General features: G+C 64.4%; 16 protein-coding genes. 7 read left to right on the top strand and 9 right to left on the bottom strand.

Translation table 11 applies throughout. From position 1 onward, the window contains the following. Nucleotides 1-252 precede the first annotated feature (252 nt). The 5 genes from ACVIYL_RS06200 to ACVIYL_RS06180 form a co-directional block, all read right to left on the bottom strand. Nucleotides 253-1,863 (bottom strand): benzoate-CoA ligase family protein, encoded by a 1,611-nt coding sequence (locus ACVIYL_RS06200; RefSeq protein WP_456778006.1) that lies wholly within the window; start codon nucleotides 1,861-1,863, stop codon nucleotides 253-255. Further along, nucleotides 1,860-2,990 (bottom strand): FAD-dependent monooxygenase, encoded by a 1,131-nt coding sequence (locus tag ACVIYL_RS06195; RefSeq protein ID WP_456778005.1) that lies wholly within the window; start codon nucleotides 2,988-2,990, stop codon nucleotides 1,860-1,862. The genes ACVIYL_RS06200 and ACVIYL_RS06195 overlap by 4 nt, the downstream gene beginning before the upstream one ends. 115 nt (nucleotides 2,991-3,105) lie before the next feature. Continuing rightward, on the bottom strand, nucleotides 3,106-3,318 hold the full coding sequence (locus tag ACVIYL_RS06190; protein ID WP_456778004.1) for a hypothetical protein: 213 nt from the start codon (nucleotides 3,316-3,318) through the stop codon (nucleotides 3,106-3,108). Nucleotides 3,319-3,428: 110 nt separating this feature from the next. Then, nucleotides 3,429-3,650: a cysteine rich repeat-containing protein gene (locus ACVIYL_RS06185; protein WP_028336261.1), complete on the bottom strand. Its 222-nt coding sequence runs from the start codon at nucleotides 3,648-3,650 to the stop codon at nucleotides 3,429-3,431. 39 nt (nucleotides 3,651-3,689) lie between these two features. Next, nucleotides 3,690-4,475, bottom strand: a complete 786-nt coding sequence (locus ACVIYL_RS06180; RefSeq protein ID WP_310880784.1) for a cysteine rich repeat-containing protein — start codon at nucleotides 4,473-4,475, stop codon at nucleotides 3,690-3,692. Between the two features lie 249 nt (nucleotides 4,476-4,724). Here ACVIYL_RS06180 and ACVIYL_RS06175 point away from each other — a divergent pair, with 249 nt between their 5' ends. Continuing rightward, a complete protein-coding gene (locus ACVIYL_RS06175) occupies nucleotides 4,725-5,882 on the top strand; it encodes an efflux RND transporter periplasmic adaptor subunit (protein ID WP_456778003.1) in 1,158 nt (385 codons plus the stop codon). A 12-nt stretch (nucleotides 5,883-5,894) separates the two neighbouring features. Next, nucleotides 5,895-9,062 carry an efflux RND transporter permease subunit gene (locus ACVIYL_RS06170; protein ID WP_456778002.1) on the top strand — a complete coding sequence of 1,056 codons (3,168 nt, stop codon included), beginning with the start codon at nucleotides 5,895-5,897 and terminating at the stop codon, nucleotides 9,060-9,062. 371 nt (nucleotides 9,063-9,433) lie between these two features. On the opposite strand, the gene ACVIYL_RS06165 is transcribed toward ACVIYL_RS06170, so the two are convergent. Beyond that, on the bottom strand, nucleotides 9,434-10,435 hold the full coding sequence (locus tag ACVIYL_RS06165) for an NADP-dependent oxidoreductase (protein ID WP_456778001.1): 1,002 nt from the start codon (nucleotides 10,433-10,435) through the stop codon (nucleotides 9,434-9,436). 241 nt (nucleotides 10,436-10,676) lie between these two features. On the opposite strand from ACVIYL_RS06165, the gene ACVIYL_RS06160 reads away from it, so the two are divergent. After that, complete coding sequence (locus tag ACVIYL_RS06160; RefSeq protein WP_028336266.1) at nucleotides 10,677-11,966, top strand: dicarboxylate/amino acid:cation symporter; 1,290 nt, start codon at nucleotides 10,677-10,679, stop codon at nucleotides 11,964-11,966. A 12-nt stretch (nucleotides 11,967-11,978) separates the two neighbouring features. Beyond that, nucleotides 11,979-12,935 carry an amino acid ABC transporter substrate-binding protein gene (locus ACVIYL_RS06155; protein WP_456778000.1) on the top strand — a complete coding sequence of 319 codons (957 nt, stop codon included), beginning with the start codon at nucleotides 11,979-11,981 and terminating at the stop codon, nucleotides 12,933-12,935. 57 nt (nucleotides 12,936-12,992) lie between these two features. On the opposite strand, the gene ACVIYL_RS06150 is transcribed toward ACVIYL_RS06155, so the two are convergent. Together ACVIYL_RS06150 and ACVIYL_RS06145 are read right to left on the bottom strand one after the other, a co-directional pair. Continuing rightward, the gene (locus tag ACVIYL_RS06150) at nucleotides 12,993-13,220 is read right to left on the bottom strand and encodes a hypothetical protein (protein ID WP_028337614.1); all 228 of its coding nucleotides are present in this window, start codon (nucleotides 13,218-13,220) and stop codon (nucleotides 12,993-12,995) included. Between the two features lie 336 nt (nucleotides 13,221-13,556). Then, the gene (locus ACVIYL_RS06145) at nucleotides 13,557-13,814 is read right to left on the bottom strand and encodes a hypothetical protein (RefSeq protein ID WP_253638013.1); all 258 of its coding nucleotides are present in this window, start codon (nucleotides 13,812-13,814) and stop codon (nucleotides 13,557-13,559) included. 215 nt (nucleotides 13,815-14,029) lie between these two features. On the opposite strand from ACVIYL_RS06145, the gene ACVIYL_RS06140 reads away from it, so the two are divergent. Both ACVIYL_RS06140 and ACVIYL_RS06135 read left to right on the top strand, forming a co-directional pair. Continuing rightward, entirely contained in the window at nucleotides 14,030-14,386 is a 357-nt protein-coding gene (locus ACVIYL_RS06140) for a response regulator (RefSeq protein ID WP_253605067.1), read from the top strand. 20 nt (nucleotides 14,387-14,406) lie between these two features. After that, nucleotides 14,407-14,607: a hypothetical protein gene (locus ACVIYL_RS06135; RefSeq protein WP_057020127.1), complete on the top strand. Its 201-nt coding sequence runs from the start codon at nucleotides 14,407-14,409 to the stop codon at nucleotides 14,605-14,607. Between the two features lie 58 nt (nucleotides 14,608-14,665). On the opposite strand, the gene ACVIYL_RS06130 is transcribed toward ACVIYL_RS06135, so the two are convergent. After that, nucleotides 14,666-15,601, bottom strand: a complete 936-nt coding sequence (locus ACVIYL_RS06130) for an ATP-grasp domain-containing protein (RefSeq protein ID WP_057020126.1) — start codon at nucleotides 15,599-15,601, stop codon at nucleotides 14,666-14,668. Nucleotides 15,602-15,898: 297 nt separating this feature from the next. Here ACVIYL_RS06130 and ACVIYL_RS06125 point away from each other — a divergent pair, with 297 nt between their 5' ends. Beyond that, complete coding sequence (locus ACVIYL_RS06125) at nucleotides 15,899-16,672, top strand: ferredoxin--NADP reductase (protein ID WP_076832718.1); 774 nt, start codon at nucleotides 15,899-15,901, stop codon at nucleotides 16,670-16,672. Nucleotides 16,673-16,691: the final 19 nt, after the last annotated feature.

Here is a 16,691-nt window from a genome sequence, read left to right as displayed (position 1 = left end):
GCCCCAGCCTTTGCGCCGCAAATATTTGTGGTTATGGGTCCCGGCCTTCGCCGGGACGACGTTGAATGTGTGGCTGTATGGCGGGGCAGCTAATGCTCGTCGTCCCGGACAAGCGAGCGTAGCGAGCGCGATTCGGGATCCATAACCACCGATGGCTGTTGTTGTGGCAGGCTGGGGCTCCAGCCCTCGCGCCACAAGCATTTGTGGTTATGGGTGCCTGCTTTCGCAGGGACGACAGCGAGTATGGCGCTCTCACATCCGCATCACTGCCTGGCGGTCGATCTTGCCGGTGCCGGTCTTCGGCAGCTCGTCGATGAATTTGACCTCGCGCGGATATTTGTACGGCAACAGCTTTGTCTTGACGTATTCCTGCAGCCGCCGCGTCGCTTCAGCCGTGTCGAAGCCGGCCTTGTTCATGACCACCACGGCGCGCAGCGTCATGCGTCGGTCCGGCAATTCGGCGGCGTAGACGGCGCATTCGCGGACATCGGGGTGATCGGCGAGGCAGAGCTCGACCTCCAGCGGATAGACCCACTGGCCGGAGATCTTGATCAGATCGTCGGCGCGGCCGCGGAAGAAGTGGAAGCCGTCGCTGTCGCGCATGAAACGGTCGCCGGTGTAGATCCAGCCGTCCTCGCGCACGGTCTCGGCGGTCTTGTCCGGCCGGTTCCAGTACAGCGGAGTCGCGGAATCGCCGCGCACCCACAAGATGCCTTCCTCATTGTCGCCGACCTCGCGGCCGTCGCTGTCGCGCAGCATGATCTCGTAGCCGGGCACGCGCAGGCCGGCGGCGCCGAGCTTCTTTCGCTCCGCGCGGTTGCTGAGATAGACGTGCAGCACTTCGGTCGAGCCGAGGCCTTCGATGATCTCGAGCCCGGTGAGCCGCCTCCAGCCGTTGAAGACCTCGGCCGACAGCACCTCGGCGGCCGAGACTGCCATCCGCAGCGAGGAGAAATCGGCGGTGTAGGCGCCTTCGGCTTTGGTCAGGGAGATGTAGAGCGTCGGCAGGCCGAAGAACACGGTCGGGCGATATTGCCCGATCGCCGCGAAGATCGTGGCCGGCTTCGGCTGGCCCGGCAGCAGCAGCGTCGCCGCACCGACCGAGAAGGGAAACGTGATCGAATTGCCAAAACCGTAGGCGAAGAAGATCTTCGGCACCGAGAAGCAAATGTCGCCGGGCGAAAGCTTCAGCACATTGCGGGCAAAGGCGCGCTCGCTATAGGCCATGTCGTGCTGCAGATGCACGATGCCCTTGGGACGGCCGGTCGACCCCGACGAATACATCCAGAACGCCATCTCGTTGCGGTGCGTGTCGGCCGCGTCGAGCTCGATCGGAAATCCTTGCAGCCAGTCGCCGGCCTCGCGCGTTTCGGCAGCCGCGTGATCACCGGCGGCGCCATTGACCACCACCAACGTGCGCAGCGGCGTGTCCTTGCAGGCTTCCGCGTTGAAGCGCGCACAGAATTCCGCATCGGTGACGGCGACCTGCGCGCCGGCGTCGGACAGGTAGAATTGCAGCAGCTCGGGCGTCGTCAGCGTGTTGATCAAGAGCGGCACGTAGCCGGCGCGCACCGCGCCGAAGAATGCGGCCGGATAGGCCGGCGTGTCGTCGAGGAAGAGCAGGACGCGGTCGCCGCGTTGCAGTCCGAGCGACCGGAAGGCGTGGCCCCAGCGTGCGGCCTCAGTGCAGAGCTCGCGATAGGTCCGCGTGCCGGCCGGGCCGGTCAGCGCCAGGCGCTCGGCATTCCCGTTGCCGAGATTGTCGAACAGGATGCGGCTCGCATTGTAGCGCTCGGGGATCGTAAAGCCGATCTCGCGCGCACCGGGATTGTCCAGCGGAACCTGGTCGGCGATCCCGGTCATGATTGTCCCTTTGCGGCTGCGTAGCGGGCCATGAAGGCGGGCGACATCGCGCGCAGCCGCGCGTCGTCGATCCGGCCGGAGCGGGTGATGTAGCTGTAGGCGAAATCCATCAGGTCGAGCGTCATGTGCGCGGGAAAATGCTCGTACCAGTCGGCGCTGGTCCGCGCCGCGGTGACGAGCTTCTTCACGATGGGCTTGCGCTCGCTCTCGTAGCGCGCAAGCGCGGCGCCAATGCCGCTCTCGGTCTCCAGCGCCTTGGTCAGCGCAATCGCATCCTCGATCGCAAGCCGCGTGCCCGAACCGATCGAGAAATGCGCCGAATGCAGCGCGTCGCCGATCAGCACCATGTTGCTGTGCGACCAGCGCTCGTTCCAGATCCACGGGAAATTGCGCCACACCGATTTGTTCGAGATCAGCCGGTGGCCGTCCAGCGTCGCGGCGAATACGCCCTCGCAGATCGCCTGCGACTCTTCGATGCTCTTGTCGGCGAAGCCGTAGGCCGCCCAGGTCGCCGCGTCGCACTCGACCAGGAAAGTGCTCATGTCCTTCGCATAGCGATAGTGATGGGCGTTGAAGCTGCCGCGCTCGGTCGCCACGAAGGTCTGCGACAGCGTCGCGAAGGTCTTCGTGGTGCCGTACCAGGCGAACTTGTTTGAGGAATGCGAGACCGAGGCGCCGAACGCGGACTCATAGCCGCGGCGGACCATCGAGTTCAGCCCGTCGGCGGCGACGATCAGGTCGTAACCCCTGAGCTCATCGACCGATTGCACCACGGTGTCGAAGCGCGGCGTGACGCCTGTGCTGCGGACGCGCTCTTGCAGGATCGTCAGCAGCGCCAGCCGGCCGATCGAGGAGAACCCGACGCCGTCGATCTCGACGCTCTCGCCGCGCAGATTGAGGGTGATGTTCTTCCAGCTCTCCATAAGCGGGGCGATGGCGTCGACCGTCTCGGGGTCGTCGGCGCGCAGGAAGTCCAGCGCCTGTTCGGAGAACACCACGCCGAAGCCCCAGGTGGCGCCGGCCGCGTTCTGCTCGAACAGGTCGATCTCGGCGTCGGGATGACGCTTCTTCCACAGATAGGCGAAATAGAGCCCGCCGGGCCCTCCGCCGATCACGGCGATCCGCAACGTCTGCCTCCCAGATTGACAGTGTACTTACAATTTGGGTCCAGACTAATCGCCCTCCGGCGGGAACGCCAGAGGGAAAATGCGTGCGGCGACTAGCCGCGTGGCGCCGAAGGGTTCAGTAGCAGCGGCGGGCCTTGACCCCGTCGACCCATACCCAGCGGCAGCCGGCGGCGACGGGTTTGCGGGCGACGACCGCGCCGTTGGGGCCGGCGCAGCCGGCGCGATAGACGCCGCGCGCGCAAACGACCGCATTGGCGTCGGAGGACTCAAAGGTCATCGTCGCGGCAAAGGACAGCCGGGCCGCGGCGATCAGCAATATTGAACGCATGAAAATTCCCTCTCCCGGGTGAGGCATGGTCGGCCTGTCGGTGGCAACAAGGTGCTACGGTTCCGTGCCCGGCAAACCGCCGGGCACATGTCGTCTCACCGCCTGCGCGGCTATTTCTTTTCCGCTTCCGCCAGCACCTTCTTGCAGGCGGGCGCCAGCTTGTCGCTCTGCTTGGCAAGACAGGCGATGATGCGGCCGCCGCCGGGCGTCACGCTTTTGCAGAACTTCTCGTAGTCGCCCATGCAGGCGTCGCGTTGCGCTGTGGTCAGCTCCTGGGCGTAGACAGCGGTTGCGCCGCAAAGCAGCGCGGCGGTCAGGACAATACGCAGCATTGTTCGCTCCCTTCTCCAGTCTCTAGCGTGACAACAGGATTATCGCGCTGCGAACGGCGCCAGCACGTCGCGGCACGCCGGCGACAGCGAGCCGGCATTGGTCGCGAGGCACTGCACGATCCGCCCGCCGCCCGGTTGGACGCCGCCACAGATCGAGCGGACGTCGGCGCCGCAGGCCGAGCGCAGCACGAACAGCTCTTCGCGCGGCCGCAGCGGCCGCAACGCGATCACGGCCGGCGCCGCGGCTGGTGCTGTCGTCGCTGCAGCGCCGGCGGCCGGCGCGGCGGCGCCGCCACCAGCGGCGGCGACGGCCTTCTCGCAGGCCGGCGAAAGCTTGCCCTTGTTCTTTTCGAGACACTGCAGCGCCGCCGCGCCGCCGGTCGGCACGCCCGCGCAAACCTTGGGATAATCGGAGCGGCATGCGCTGCGGATCGCGGAGATCTGCGTGTTGGACGGCGTCCCGGCCACCTTCGGTGCGGCGGCTTCGGTGGCGGGCTTGGCCGTTGCCGCGGGAGCAGCCTCGGTCTTGGCCGCCGCGGGCGCGGAGTCTGCCTTCGGTGCGGCAGCCGGAGCTTCGACGGCCTTCACCGCGCTGGCGCAGCCCGGTCCGAGGCTTGCCATGTTCTTCTGCAGACATTGCAGCGAGGCTTCGCCGCCCGGCGGTACGCTTGAGCAATGGGCGATGTAGTCGTTGCGGCATTGCGACTTGATGGCGTCGCGCTGCGCCTGGGTCGGCGCCTGCGACAAGGCCGGTGCGGTGCTCATGAATGCCGCAAGCGCAAGACATGCGGACAGCTTCGTTGCTCGTGTCAACGCATTGATCATCTGAATTAATCCTCTGGTCGCGCCGGATGCCTCCGGCTCAACTGAACTGAGTTCTGAAAAAGTCTTGTTGTAACAACCTCGGCGAGCGGCATCATTTTCGCTTTCGAGTTCCGCTGCAAGCGGATTGTTGCTATGGATGAAGTAGGCGGATTTTTTGCCCGTCACGAGATCTTTAAATTTAGTCATTTGAATCGAGGCTCGGAAATGAGGCATGCGCGCGCGTCGGCACATTTCGGTCGGAGCAGTTTTGTGCGGCTGCGAAATGCACCGCTTGCGCGCGTCGCGTTCGTCGTATCGGCCTTCGTCAGTTTAAGTGCCTGCGAGCAAAACAGTTTTGTTGCGCCGCCGCCGCCCAAGGTCGAGGTTGCCCCGCCGGTGCAGCGCGCCGTCACGCGTTATCTGGACGCCACCGGAAACACCGCGCCGATCCAGACCGTCGATCTCGTCGCGCGCGTGCAGGGCTTCCTGCAGGCGATCAACTATCAGGACGGCTCCTTCGTGAAGGCAGGGACCACGCTGTTCACGATCGAGCCGGAGACCTACAAGCTGAAGCTGGAACAGGCGCAGGCCGCAGAGGTCGGCGCGCAGGCGACGCTGAAGCAGGCCGAGCTCGACTTCAAGCGGCAGACCGATCTGGTGCAGCGGCAGGCGGTCTCGCAGGCGACCCTTGATACCTCGACCTCCACCCGGGACAACGCCCAGGCCAGCCTGCAGCAGGCCCAGGTCAACACCAGGATCGCGGCGGTCAACTACGGCTACACCAACGTGGCCGCGCCGTTCGACGGCATCGTCAGCAATCACCTGGTCTCGATCGGCGAGCTGGTCGGCGTGACGTCGCCGACCCAGCTTGCCACCATCGTGCAGCTCGATCCGATCTATGTGAATTTCAACGTCAACGAACAGGACGTGCAGCGCGTGCGGGATGAAGCGCGCCGTCGTGGTCTGTCGGTCAACGAGCTCAGGCAGTTGCCGGTCGAGGTCGGCCTGCAGACCGAGACCGGCTATCCGCACAAGGGCAAGCTTGATTACATCTCGCCGACCCTCAACCAGTCGACCGGCACGCTCGCGGTCCGCGGCGTGTTCCCAAATCCGGACCGGACCTTGCTGCCCGGCTTCTATGTCCGCGTTCGCGTGCCGTTCGACAAGCAGGACAACGCGCTGCTGGTGCCCGACGTCGCGATCGGCAGCGACCAGGCCGGCCGCTACGTGCTGGTCGTCAATGCCGAGAATGTAGTCGAGCAGCGCAAGGTGACGACCGGCCCGCTCGATGAGGGGCTGCGCGTCATCGAGAGCGGCCTGAAGCCGGATGACCGCATCGTGACTGCCGGATTGCTGCGCGCGATCCCCGGGCAGAAGGTCGATCCGCAGGTGCAGAAGGCCGACGCGGCGCCGACAGCCGCCAAATAGGACGCACGCGCCATGATCTCGAAATTTTTCATCGAGCGCCCCGTCCTTTCCAACGTCATCGCGATCCTGATGATCCTGATCGGCGGCGTGGCGCTGTACAATCTCGCGGTCGCGCAATATCCCGACGTGGTGCCGCCGACGGTGCAGGTGACGACGCGCTATCCCGGCGCCTCGGCCAAGACGGTGGTCGACACCGTGGCGCTGCCGATCGAGCAGCAGGTCAACGGCGTCGAGGACATGCTGTACATGCAGTCCTACAGCGGCGCCGACGGCACCTATACGCTGACGGTGACCTTCAAGATCGGCACCGATCTCAATTTCGCGCAGGTGCTGGTGCAGAACCGTGTCTCCAGCGCGCTGTCACAGCTGCCGACCTCGGTGCAGAACCAGGGCGTCACGGTCCAGAAGCGGTCGACCTCGATCCTGCTGTTCGTGACGCTGACCTCGCCGAACAAGACCTATGACAGCCTGTTCCTGTCGAACTACGCCACCATCAACATCCGGGACGAGCTGTCGCGCCTTCCGGGCGTCGGCAACGTCACGGTGTTCGGCGCCGGGCAATATTCGATGCGGGTCTGGCTCGATCCGAACAAGCTGCAGGTGCGCGGGCTGGTGCCGCAGGACGTCATCCAGGCGATCCAGCAGCAGAGCCAGCAGGTCACCGCCGGCCAGGTCGGCGCGCCGCCGACGCCGGCGGGCCAGGCGTTCCAGTACACGCTGAACGTCAACGGCCGGCTCGACGACAAGAGCCAGTTCGAGGACATCATCGTCAAGACAGGCAATGTCGGCGACGTCACCCGGGTCCGCGACGTCGGCTGGGTCGAGCTCGGCGCGCAGACCTACAGCCAGATCTTCTCGCTGAACCAGAAGCCCGCGACCGGCATCGGCGTGTTCCAGTCGCCGGGCGCCAATGCCTTGCAGGTCGAGAAGGCCGTCGAGAAGAAGATGGCGGAGCTCGCCAGGCAGTTTCCGCAGGACATCAAATACGACACGCCGTTCGACACCACCAAATTCGTCAACGCCTCGATCGAGGAGGTCTACAAGACCCTGTTCGAGGCCGGCCTGCTGGTGCTGGTCGTGATCCTGGTCTTCCTGCAGGACTGGCGGGCGATGCTGGTGCCGGCGACCACCGTGCCGGTCACGATCATCGGCGCGTTCGCGGCCATGGCCGCGCTCGGCTTCACCATCAACTTGTCGACGCTGTTTGCGATCGTGCTGGCGATCGGCATCGTGGTCGACGACGCCATCGTCGTGGTCGAGGGCGCGGCGCACAATATCGAGCGCGGCATGTCGGGCCACGATGCCGCGATCAAGGCGATGGACGAATTGTTCGCGCCGATCGTCGGCATCACGCTGGTCTTGATCTCGGTGTTTTTGCCGGCGGCGTTCCTGCCCGGGCTGACCGGGCGGATGTACGCGCAATTCGCGCTGGTGATCGCCGCCACCGCGCTGCTCAGCGCCGTCAACGCCGCGACGCTGAAGCCGACACAATGCGCGCTATGGCTGCGTCCTCCCGCGCCGCCCGAGCAGCGCAATTTCTTCTATCGCGGCTTCAACGCGGTCTATGACCGGCTGGAGCGCGGCTACACACGGCTGGTCAGCGGCATCGCCGGGCATGCCAAGACCTCGGTCGCCGTTGCGCTTGTCATCATCGGGCTTGCCGGCTACGGCCTGTCGCGGGTGCCGACCGGATTCATTCCGATCGAGGACCAGGGCTATCTGCTCGCCGCGGTGCAATTGCCCGACGGCGCGGCCCTCGACCGCACCCAGCACGTGCTCGACGAGGTCACCACGATCGCTGGCAAGACCCCCGGCGTCGACCAGGTGATCAGCATCGCCGGCATCTCGGCGCTGGACAATTCCTCGAGCCTCGCCAATGCCGGCGTCGCCTATCTGATCCTGAAGGACTGGAGCGCGCGCGGGCCGGGCGAGGACCTGCGCTCGCTGGTCTACGGGCTCAACGACAAGCTCGCGGTGATCCCGGAGGCGCGCATCCTGGTGATCCCGCCGCCGCCGATCCAGGGCATCGGCAACGCCGCCGGCTTTGCCATGCAGGTCGAGCTGCGCGACGGCAATGCCGACTACGGCAAGCTGCAGGCGGTCACCGGGGCGATCGTGGCCAATGCGCAGACCCAGAGCGCGCTGCAGCGGGTCCAGTCGTCGTTCCGCTCGATGGTGCCGCAGTTCGACGTCGACGTCGATCGCATCAAGACGCAGACCCTGCACGTCACCCCCGACCAGATCTTCGCGGCGCTGTCGTCCTATCTCGGCGCCAGCTACGTCAACCAGTTCACCAAGTTCGGCCGCACCTTCCAGGTCTATACCCAGGCCGAGGCACAGTACCGCCTGAGCCTGCGCGACATCGAGAACATGATGGTGCGCAACAGCAATGGCGACATGATCCCGCTCGGCACGGTCGCCAAGATCACGCCCTCGATCGGACCATCGCTGATCAGCCTCTACAACCTCTATCCGTCCGCCTCCATCATCGGGCTGCCGGCGCAGGGTTACTCGTCCGGCCAGTCGATGGCGTTGATGGAGGAGATCGCGACAAAGACGCTGCCGCCCGGCTCGGGCTTTGAGTGGACAGCGATGTCGTACCAGGAGAAGGAGGTCGGCAGCCAGATCTACTACGTGTTCGCGCTGGCGCTGCTCCTGGTCTATCTGGTGCTCGCCGGGCAATATGAGAGCTGGTACGCGCCGATCTCGGTGATCCTGGCCGTGCCGCTGTCGCTGCTCGGCCCGACGCTGGTGCTGCTGAGCCTGAATATCGAGAACAACCTCTACACCCAGATCGGCACCATCCTGCTGATCGCGCTGTCGGCCAAGAACGCGATCCTGATCGTCGAGGTCGCGCTGGAACGTCATCTGCGCGACGGACGGTCGGTGCTGGATGCGGCGATCGACGCGGCACGCGCGAGATTCCGGCCGATCCTGATGACGTCGTTTGCCTTCATTCTCGGTGTGCTGCCGCTGGTGATCGCGACCGGCGCCGGCGCCAACGCCCGCAAGTCGATCGGCATCACCGTGTTCTCCGGCATGATCGCCTCGACCTGCCTCGCCGTGCTGTTCGTGCCGGCGTTCTTCGTCGTGGTGCAGAGTTTCGAGAACTGGCGCAAGGCGAAGAAAGGCAAGACGGCGCCGCAATCCGCACCGCAGACCTCGGGCACGGTGCATTAGGGCTGCGCATTCAAACCTATCACCGTGCCCCTGAGAGGCCGTGAATGTATGACTCTCGATGACGCAACATACTCGATGTCGTCCCGGCGAAAGCCGGGACCCATAGCCACCGAAGGTCATTGTTGCACGACGCTGGGGCCACAGCTTTCTAACGACTCAACCCTGTGGTTATGGGTCCCGGCTTTCGCCGGGACGACGAGGGGAGAGATTGCGCTGCATCCCCGCCACCCTGAGGAGGCCGCGAAGCGGCCGTCTCGAAGGGGCGACGGCCACCAGCCGGGCCGTGCATCCTTCGAGACGCGCTACGCGCTCCTCCAGCGACAAAGGCGAAGCCTTTGCGCGGGGATGACGGGTTCGGAGATGTTCCCCGCCTACACCTTCACCATGCGCTTGCCGCGATTTTCGCCGGCGAGCAGGCCGATCAGCGCCTGCGGCGTGTTCTCTATCCCGTTGATGACGTCCTCCTGCACCTTGAGCTTGCCCGAGGCGACCCAGGACTGCAGGTCGGCGAGTGCGGCGTCGCGCTGGTCCATGTAGTCCATCACGATGAAGCCCTGCATGATCAGCCGCTTCACCACGATCAGGCCGGGCACGCCGCGCGGGCCGTGCGCGGAGGGGACGCCGTCATATTGCGAGATCGCGCCGCAGCAGGCGATGCGGCCGCGATTGTTCATCTGCGCCAGGCAGGCTTCCAGAATGTCGCCGCCGACATTGTCGAAATAGACGTCGATGCCCTTGGGCGCCGCCGCGCGCAGCGCCTTGTAGGTCGCGCCGTCCTTGTAGTCGACTGCGGCGTCGAAGCCGAGCTCGCTGGTCAGCCAATGGCACTTGTCCTTGCCGCCGGCGATGCCGACGACGCGGCAGCCCTTGATCCCAGCGATCTGGCCGACGATCGAGCCGACCGAGCCCGCGGCCGCCGACACCACCACGGTCTCGCCTTCCCTGGGCTTGCCGACATGGAGCAGGCCGAAATAGGCGGTCAGGCCGGCAACGCCGTAGACGCTGAGCAGATGCGTCATCGGCTCGAGCTTCGGCATCTTCGCCAGATGCTTGGCGGGCACGGCGGCATAATCCTGCCAGCCGGTGTCGCCGAACACGATGTCGCCGGGCTTCAGGGTAGAATCCTTCGACGAGATCACCTCGGCGATGCTGCCGCCGGCCATCACGGTGTTGGCTTCCACCGCAGCGCGGTAAGTGGCGCCGTGCATCCAGGCGCGGTTGGCGGCATCGAGCGAGATGTAGCGCGTCCGCACCAGCGCCTCGCCGTCCTTCGGCGTGGGGATCGTCCCCGTGGTCAGACGAAAATGCTCGGGGCCAAGCTTGCCGGTCGGCTTTTCGACAAGCAGGATCTGGCGATTGACGGTGTCGTTCATTGGCGGTGTCTCCCCCTTTTGCCTTCGCTTTGCCTTCCCTTGGCGTTGGTCGTTTCGCATGCAATTGACTGCGACGCGCGCAGCGCCTTGCACAGATTGTGCGCTGCATGAACGCTAGTCCGCGCGCTGGCATTCCACAACGGGAACGTTTCGGCAAAGTCGCGCTGGACGCGAAGCGTGTTGCGTAGCTGCGTAAATCTGCCACACTTGCCCTCCGCCGGGAACTGACGGGGGTAAGAGAATGTCCAGCAGGTTTACGCAGTATATCCTGATTGCGATGGTCCTTGGCATCGCGATGGGGACGATTGTCTTCAACTACTTTCCTGACAGCCGTGCCGAGATCGCAGCAGACGTCAACCTGATCGCGATGCTGTTCCTGCGTCTGATCAAGATGATCATCGCGCCGCTGGTTTTCGCAACCCTCGTCGGCGGCATCGCCCATATGGGAAGCGGCGCCAAGCTCGGCCGCATCTTTGCCAAGACCATGGGCTGGTTCGTCTCCGCCTCCTTCGTCTCGCTGCTGCTCGGCCTCGTGATGGTGAACCTGCTGCAGCCCGGCGCCAACTTCCCCGGCACGCTGCCCGACAAGGCGCAGTCGACCGGACTGCCGGTGTCGGCGTTCTCGATCGAAAAATTCCTCACCCATCTGATCCCGACCTCGATCGCGGACGCGATGGCGCAGAACGAGATCCTGCAGATCGTCGTGTTCGCGGTGTTCTTCGCGGTTGCGCTCGGTGCGATGCCTGAACGGGCCAAGCCGATCATGAGCCTGATCGACGACCTCGCGCACATCATGCTCAAGGTCACCGGCTATGTGATGCTGTTCGCGCCGCTCGCGGTGTGGGCCGCGATCATGGCGACCGTCTCGAAGAACGGCCTCGGCGTGCTCTGGAAGCTCATCGTCTTCATGGGCGGCTTCTATCTCTCGCTCCTGATCCTGTGGGGCATCCTGGTCGTCGTCGGGTTCATCGTGATCGGGCCACGCTACAGCCATCTCTTGCGGCTGATCCGCGAGCCGCTGATGATCGCGTTCTCGACCGCCTCGTCGGAGGCGGCCTATCCGAAGACGCTGGAGGGGCTGAACAGGTTCGGCGCCTCCTCGCGCATCTCGGCCTTCGTGCTGCCGCTCGGCTATTCCTTCAATCTCGACGGCACGATGATGTACTGCACCTTCGCGAGCATCTTCATCGCGCAGACCTACCACATCGAGATGTCGGTCGGCACGCAGCTCGCGATGCTGGCGACGCTGATGATCACCTCGAAGGGCGTTGCCGGCGTGCCGCGCGCCTCGCTGGTGGTGATCGCCTCGACGCTGGCGCAGTTCAACATCCCCGAGGCGGGCCTGCTGATGATCATGGGCATCGACACCTTCCTCGACATGGGCCGCAGCGCCACCAACGTGATCGGCAACTCGCTGGCGACCGCCGTGGTCGCGAAGTGGGAGGGCGAGCTGAAGGCCGAGCACGAGCTCGGGCCCGACGACGCGGTGCCGCAGGATGCGGTGCCGGGCGCCGTGATGGCCGGCCATTGAGGGGAGGGATGCATGCATCGCGCCCGCTGGAGGCCGATACGGGCTGAGGCGCCTCTCCTGTCGACACACCTGCTGTCAGCTTGTCTGCTGGCGGCAAGCCTGTTCGCCGCACCGGCGTCCGCACAGCCGGCGGGCGAGGGGCTCAGCCCCACGCTCGCCAACATCAAGGCCACGCACACGGTGCGGATCGGCTATCGCGAAAGCTCGCTGCCGTTCTCGTTCCTCGATCACTCCAACCGGCCGATCGGCTACAGCCTCGAGCTGTGCGATGCGATCGTCGAGGAGATCGGGACCGAGGTCGACGACGCCAATCTCAAGGTCGACTACGTCAAGGTCACCTCCGACGACCGCATTCCGGCGGTCGTCGACAAGAAGATCGACCTCGAATGCGGATCGACCACGGCGAATGCCGAGCGCGGCAAGCAGGTCGCATTCTCGCCGCTGATGTTCGTGGCCGGCACCAAGCTGATGGTGCCGAAGGCCTCCGGCGTCACCCAGGTTGCCGACCTGAAGGGCAAGACGGTGGTAGTAACCAAGGGCACCACCAACGAGCAGGCGATGCACAATGTCGACGCCAAGCAAAAGCTCGGCCTCAACATCGTCACCGCACCGGACCACGAGCAGTCCTACCAGATGCTGGTGGACGGCAAGGCGGATGCGTTCGCGACCGACGACATCCTGCTCTACGGCCTGATCGCGCGGCACAAGTCGCAGGACAAATTCCGCGTCACCGGCGACTACCTGTCCTACGATCCCTACGGCATCATGTACCGCAAGGGCGAGCCGCAGATGAAGGACGTGGTCGAGCGCGCGTTCCGCAGGCTCGCCTCGAACCGCGACATCGTCCCGCTCTACAACAAATGGTTCGTCGCCCGGCTGCCGACCGGCGAGAAGCTGAACGTCGCGCTGTCACCGCAGCTCGAAGAGGCCTTCAAGGCGCTCGACGATTCGCCGGGCGGGTCGAACTAGCCGCGAATTTCGGCCTCTCCCCTCGCGGGAGAGGTCTGAATTCCAGCGCGACTTCGCTCACCGCCAATAGCGGCGCGACAAATCCAGGCACTGCCGGACCCAGTATCCGTTCACGTGGATCAACTGGCACGTGCTCGGAGGCGGCTCCTTGATGATTGGGTAGCCGTGGATGTCGATATTCGTCGGGGCCGTGACGCCGCGCCAAAACACCGCGTTGGCGGCCGGAGGATTGAAGGCGGCGGCGAACGCCGCCAGTGCGACGAAGCTCAAAAGAAGTTTGCGCATAATCTGTTTCCGGATCAATCAATGCACGGAAGCGTACTCCCTTGCGCAGGATGAGCAAGGCGCCGAATCGATTAAAATGACGGCCAGAACTTCGGTGCCGGCTGCACCGCCGCCCCCGCGTCAGCCGCCGCGAACCGCCATGCATGCGAGGGCAACGATGCCGACCGCTGCCAGAACAACCATGACCTGGAAAACCGCGCGCCCAAGAATCGCTCCCATCAAAGCTCCGTCGATCCGGCGGGATCTTCCTTCGAGTGTCCACGCGCCGCGATCTCTGGAGCATCATCGGCAGGCAAGATTCGGCTGTTGCGGTCTGCGAACTCGTCGCTTCACCGGCTAATGTCGTTCGGCGACGATTCGATCGACCTGTTGCTTCAGCTCTGCTTCCATTTCGGAAATGACGTCGTGCGGCAGGCGAGCGCGGAGCGGATCGGTCGTCTCGTGCTGCATCCTGGGCCGCTTGGCGAGCGCGGGTCGTTTAAGCGCCTGATCCTCGATCAATCGTCGAGAGGACGCATAGCCTGTCGCGCCGGCCGTCACGTTAGTCCCGTGGGGTTCGCAAGGATCCTGATCCGACTGCACAACGTTCTTCATGAGCTCTGCCTCCTGGCACTATCTCGCAAGAATTCCCTTGCTCAGGCCCGAACCATTCGGCTCGTCCGGCTTGTCGCCCATCGATGACGCTGAAACCTGCAAAGTTGTTCCGCACGGAACTTGCAAAGGTCTGCCGGAACAGTCCCTCATGAAGCGGGAACCAGAACCATCAGCGTCCTCGATCATTAACTCTGGTTGATCGTTCGGAGGTCGCCATGGCTTACGCGAGACCAATTCGTCAAATAGCAATTGTGGTCGAAGACGACACGATCCAGCGCGACATGATTGCGCTGTTGTTGGAAGAAGGCCATTTCGACGTCATCCAGTGCGAAGACGCCGAGACGGCAGCGCTGGCCATCAAGATGCGTCATCCGTCGCTGGTGGTTACCGATATCAAGCTCACGGGCAAAATGGATGGCGTCGAGCTTGCACGCTTGGCCGTCGATTGCGACCCGGGCGTGCGCGTTATGGTCATCTCGGGCCGGCCCCCGGACAGCGCGCTGCCTGAGGGCGTCAAGTTTTTCGAGAAGCCGGTTTATCCACCCATGCTGCTGCGAGAGCTGGCGTCGTAGATCTCGCCGACGGGTGGCCCATGCAAGACGATCCCGAAATCGATTGGCACCGGGAGCAGATTGCGAAGAACCGGGAACTGATCGCGGAATTGCAATCCGGAAATACGGCGGGGGCTGACGTGTTTCCGGAGACGCAAGCCGAGATCGACCGTCTCATGGCACAGGTCGAGCAATCGGAATTGATCGTCGCCGCCTATGAAAAGGAGCACCCGCAAGACTGATCGGGCGCTCACAGTGCAGGATGGCGCCGGCGAGCCCGCGTCGTCGGGCAGGGAAACGCTACGCGAACACTTCGTCCAGCGCGGCCGAATACGCCGCCTCGACCAACGCCGGATGCCGGCGCCCCAGCGCTTCCATCTTCACCCCGGAGTTCACCTCGAGGATTTTCCACGCGCCATCCGTGCGCACGACGTCGATCGAGGCGAAGCGGATGCCGACGGCTTGCGCGGCCTTGATCGCGAGCGCGACGCAGGCCTCGCGCATTGCGTCATCGGCGAGCAGCACGGGCTCCGCGCCGGCATCGAGGTTGTGCCGCCAGTTCAGCAGAAGCCGTTCGCCGGCGGGCGGAACGGCGTCGAGCGCGGCGGCATCGAAATCCTCGGTGATGGTCTTGAGTTGCTCGGCCGTCGCGCTCGCCTGCGCCAGCGCGCGCAGCGACTGGATGCCGTCGCCAGTCACCGACGGGCGCGCCTTGCCGTAGACGATCAGCGCGCGCGCATCGAGCAGCACGACGCGCACCTCGTCCACGATCTCGACATAGGGCGAGATGGCGAGACTTGGATGTGCGGCAAGGACGCGCGCGACCGCGGTCTCCAATTGCGCCCGCGTCGTCACGCGGAACACGAGCTCGCCGGAGGTCCCCTCATTGGGTTTGATGACGAGCCCCTGCGGATGCTGCTCGAGCAGACGCTGCATCGCGTCCAGCGAGTCCGATCCCGGGATGTGCTTGCTGAGCTTCGCGCCCAAAAACAGCGTATGCGGAATGACGGGGACGCCGGCCGATGCCAGCACGTCCGCGCAGGCCGATTTGTCGTTGGCGACCTGATGCGCGACCGCGCTGTTCAGCCCGACGTCGTAGCCGATCGCGAGCCGCCGCGCGTTGCCCTTGGTCATGGTGACCAGCCAGCCGCCGGACCGCACCTCGACGGCAATCGCGTGCGCCAAACAATATTTTTTGATGGTTTCCAGGAAGATTCGCTGGCTGATCAGGACCACGAGATCATTTTCCCTTCACCGCGGTTTTTGTAGCAATTAATTGCCAGATCGATGCCGATCTCAGCAAGTAAATTACGTGCAGCGCCACGTGTTAACGATGACGTCGTTGAACCTCTGCGCGAAATCGAACGACTGCCATTCTGAGATCGCAATTGCACGCCAGTTGATCTTGACTATCTCCTGCATTGGCGCAATGGACACGCGAGATCTTCAGTGATTTCGGCCACTTCCGCGCCGTCGCGAGCCGTCTAGAAATCAAACCATTCTAATTCTGGTCAGTCGAGAAAACGAAAACCCATGAGCGCGTTCTATCGAGAGAAAGTTCTTTCCGTTCAGCACTGGACCGATACGCTTTTCAGCTTCCGGGCGACCCGCGATTCCGGTTTCCGCTTCCAGAACGGGCAGTTTGCCATGATCGGCCTTGAGGTCGACGGCAGGCCGCTGCTGCGCGCCTATTCGATGGCGAGCGCCAATCACGAGGAAGAGCTCGAGTTCTTCTCGATCAAGGTGCAGGACGGCCCGCTCACCTCCAAGCTGCAGAAGATCCGCGAGGGCGACACCATCCTGGTCGGCCGCAAGGCGACCGGCACGCTGATCACCGACAACCTGATTCCCGGCAAGCGGCTGATGCTGCTGTCGACCGGCACCGGCCTCGCCCCGTTCGCCAGCCTGATCAAGGACCCCGAGGTCTATGATCGCTACGATCAGATCCTGCTGGTGCATGGCTGCCGTCAGGTCTCGGAGCTCGCCTATGGCGAGGAGCTGGTCGCCAAGCTGCGCGACGACGAGCTGTTCGGGCCGCTGCTGTCCGAGAAGCTCTCGTACTACCCGACCGTGACGCGCGAGCCGTTCCGCAACCGCGGCCGCATCACCGATCTGATCACCTCCAACCAGCTGTTCAGCGACCTGCATCAGGGCCCCCTCGACATCGAGACCGACCGCATCATGATGTGCGGTAGCCCGGCGATGCTGGAAGAGCTGAAGCAGCTGTTCGAGACGCGCGGCTTCAAGGAAGGCAGCGGCAACACCCCCGGTCACTTCGTGATCGAGAAGGCGTTCGTCGAGCGTTAAGGCCGTCGAGCATTAAGAT

The organism is Bradyrhizobium sp. USDA 3315, assembly GCF_054056795.1.
Note: the sequence above shows the minus strand (reverse complement) of the source record. Positions and strands in the feature narration are given on the sequence as shown.

Excerpts from the sequence above, each read along its gene's own strand:
- ACVIYL_RS06200 (WP_456778006.1), bottom strand. The coding sequence starts at position 1,863 with ATGACCGGGATCGCCGACCAGGTTCCGCTGGACAATCCCGGTGCGCGC.
- ACVIYL_RS06190 (WP_456778004.1), bottom strand. The coding sequence starts at position 3,318 with ATGCGTTCAATATTGCTGATCGCCGCGGCCCGGCTGTCCTTTGCCGCG.
- ACVIYL_RS06185 (WP_028336261.1), bottom strand. The coding sequence starts at position 3,650 with ATGCTGCGTATTGTCCTGACCGCCGCGCTGCTTTGCGGCGCAACCGCT.
- ACVIYL_RS06180 (WP_310880784.1), bottom strand. The coding sequence starts at position 4,475 with ATGATCAATGCGTTGACACGAGCAACGAAGCTGTCCGCATGTCTTGCG.
- ACVIYL_RS06170 (WP_456778002.1), top strand. The coding sequence starts at position 5,895 with ATGATCTCGAAATTTTTCATCGAGCGCCCCGTCCTTTCCAACGTCATC.
- ACVIYL_RS06165 (WP_456778001.1), bottom strand. The coding sequence starts at position 10,435 with ATGAACGACACCGTCAATCGCCAGATCCTGCTTGTCGAAAAGCCGACC.
- ACVIYL_RS06160 (WP_028336266.1), top strand. The coding sequence starts at position 10,677 with ATGTCCAGCAGGTTTACGCAGTATATCCTGATTGCGATGGTCCTTGGC.
- ACVIYL_RS06155 (WP_456778000.1), top strand. The coding sequence starts at position 11,979 with ATGCATCGCGCCCGCTGGAGGCCGATACGGGCTGAGGCGCCTCTCCTG.
- ACVIYL_RS06150 (WP_028337614.1), bottom strand. The coding sequence starts at position 13,220 with ATGCGCAAACTTCTTTTGAGCTTCGTCGCACTGGCGGCGTTCGCCGCC.
- ACVIYL_RS06145 (WP_253638013.1), bottom strand. The coding sequence starts at position 13,814 with ATGAAGAACGTTGTGCAGTCGGATCAGGATCCTTGCGAACCCCACGGG.
- ACVIYL_RS06140 (WP_253605067.1), top strand. The coding sequence starts at position 14,030 with ATGGCTTACGCGAGACCAATTCGTCAAATAGCAATTGTGGTCGAAGAC.
- ACVIYL_RS06135 (WP_057020127.1), top strand. The coding sequence starts at position 14,407 with ATGCAAGACGATCCCGAAATCGATTGGCACCGGGAGCAGATTGCGAAG.
- ACVIYL_RS06125 (WP_076832718.1), top strand. The coding sequence starts at position 15,899 with ATGAGCGCGTTCTATCGAGAGAAAGTTCTTTCCGTTCAGCACTGGACC.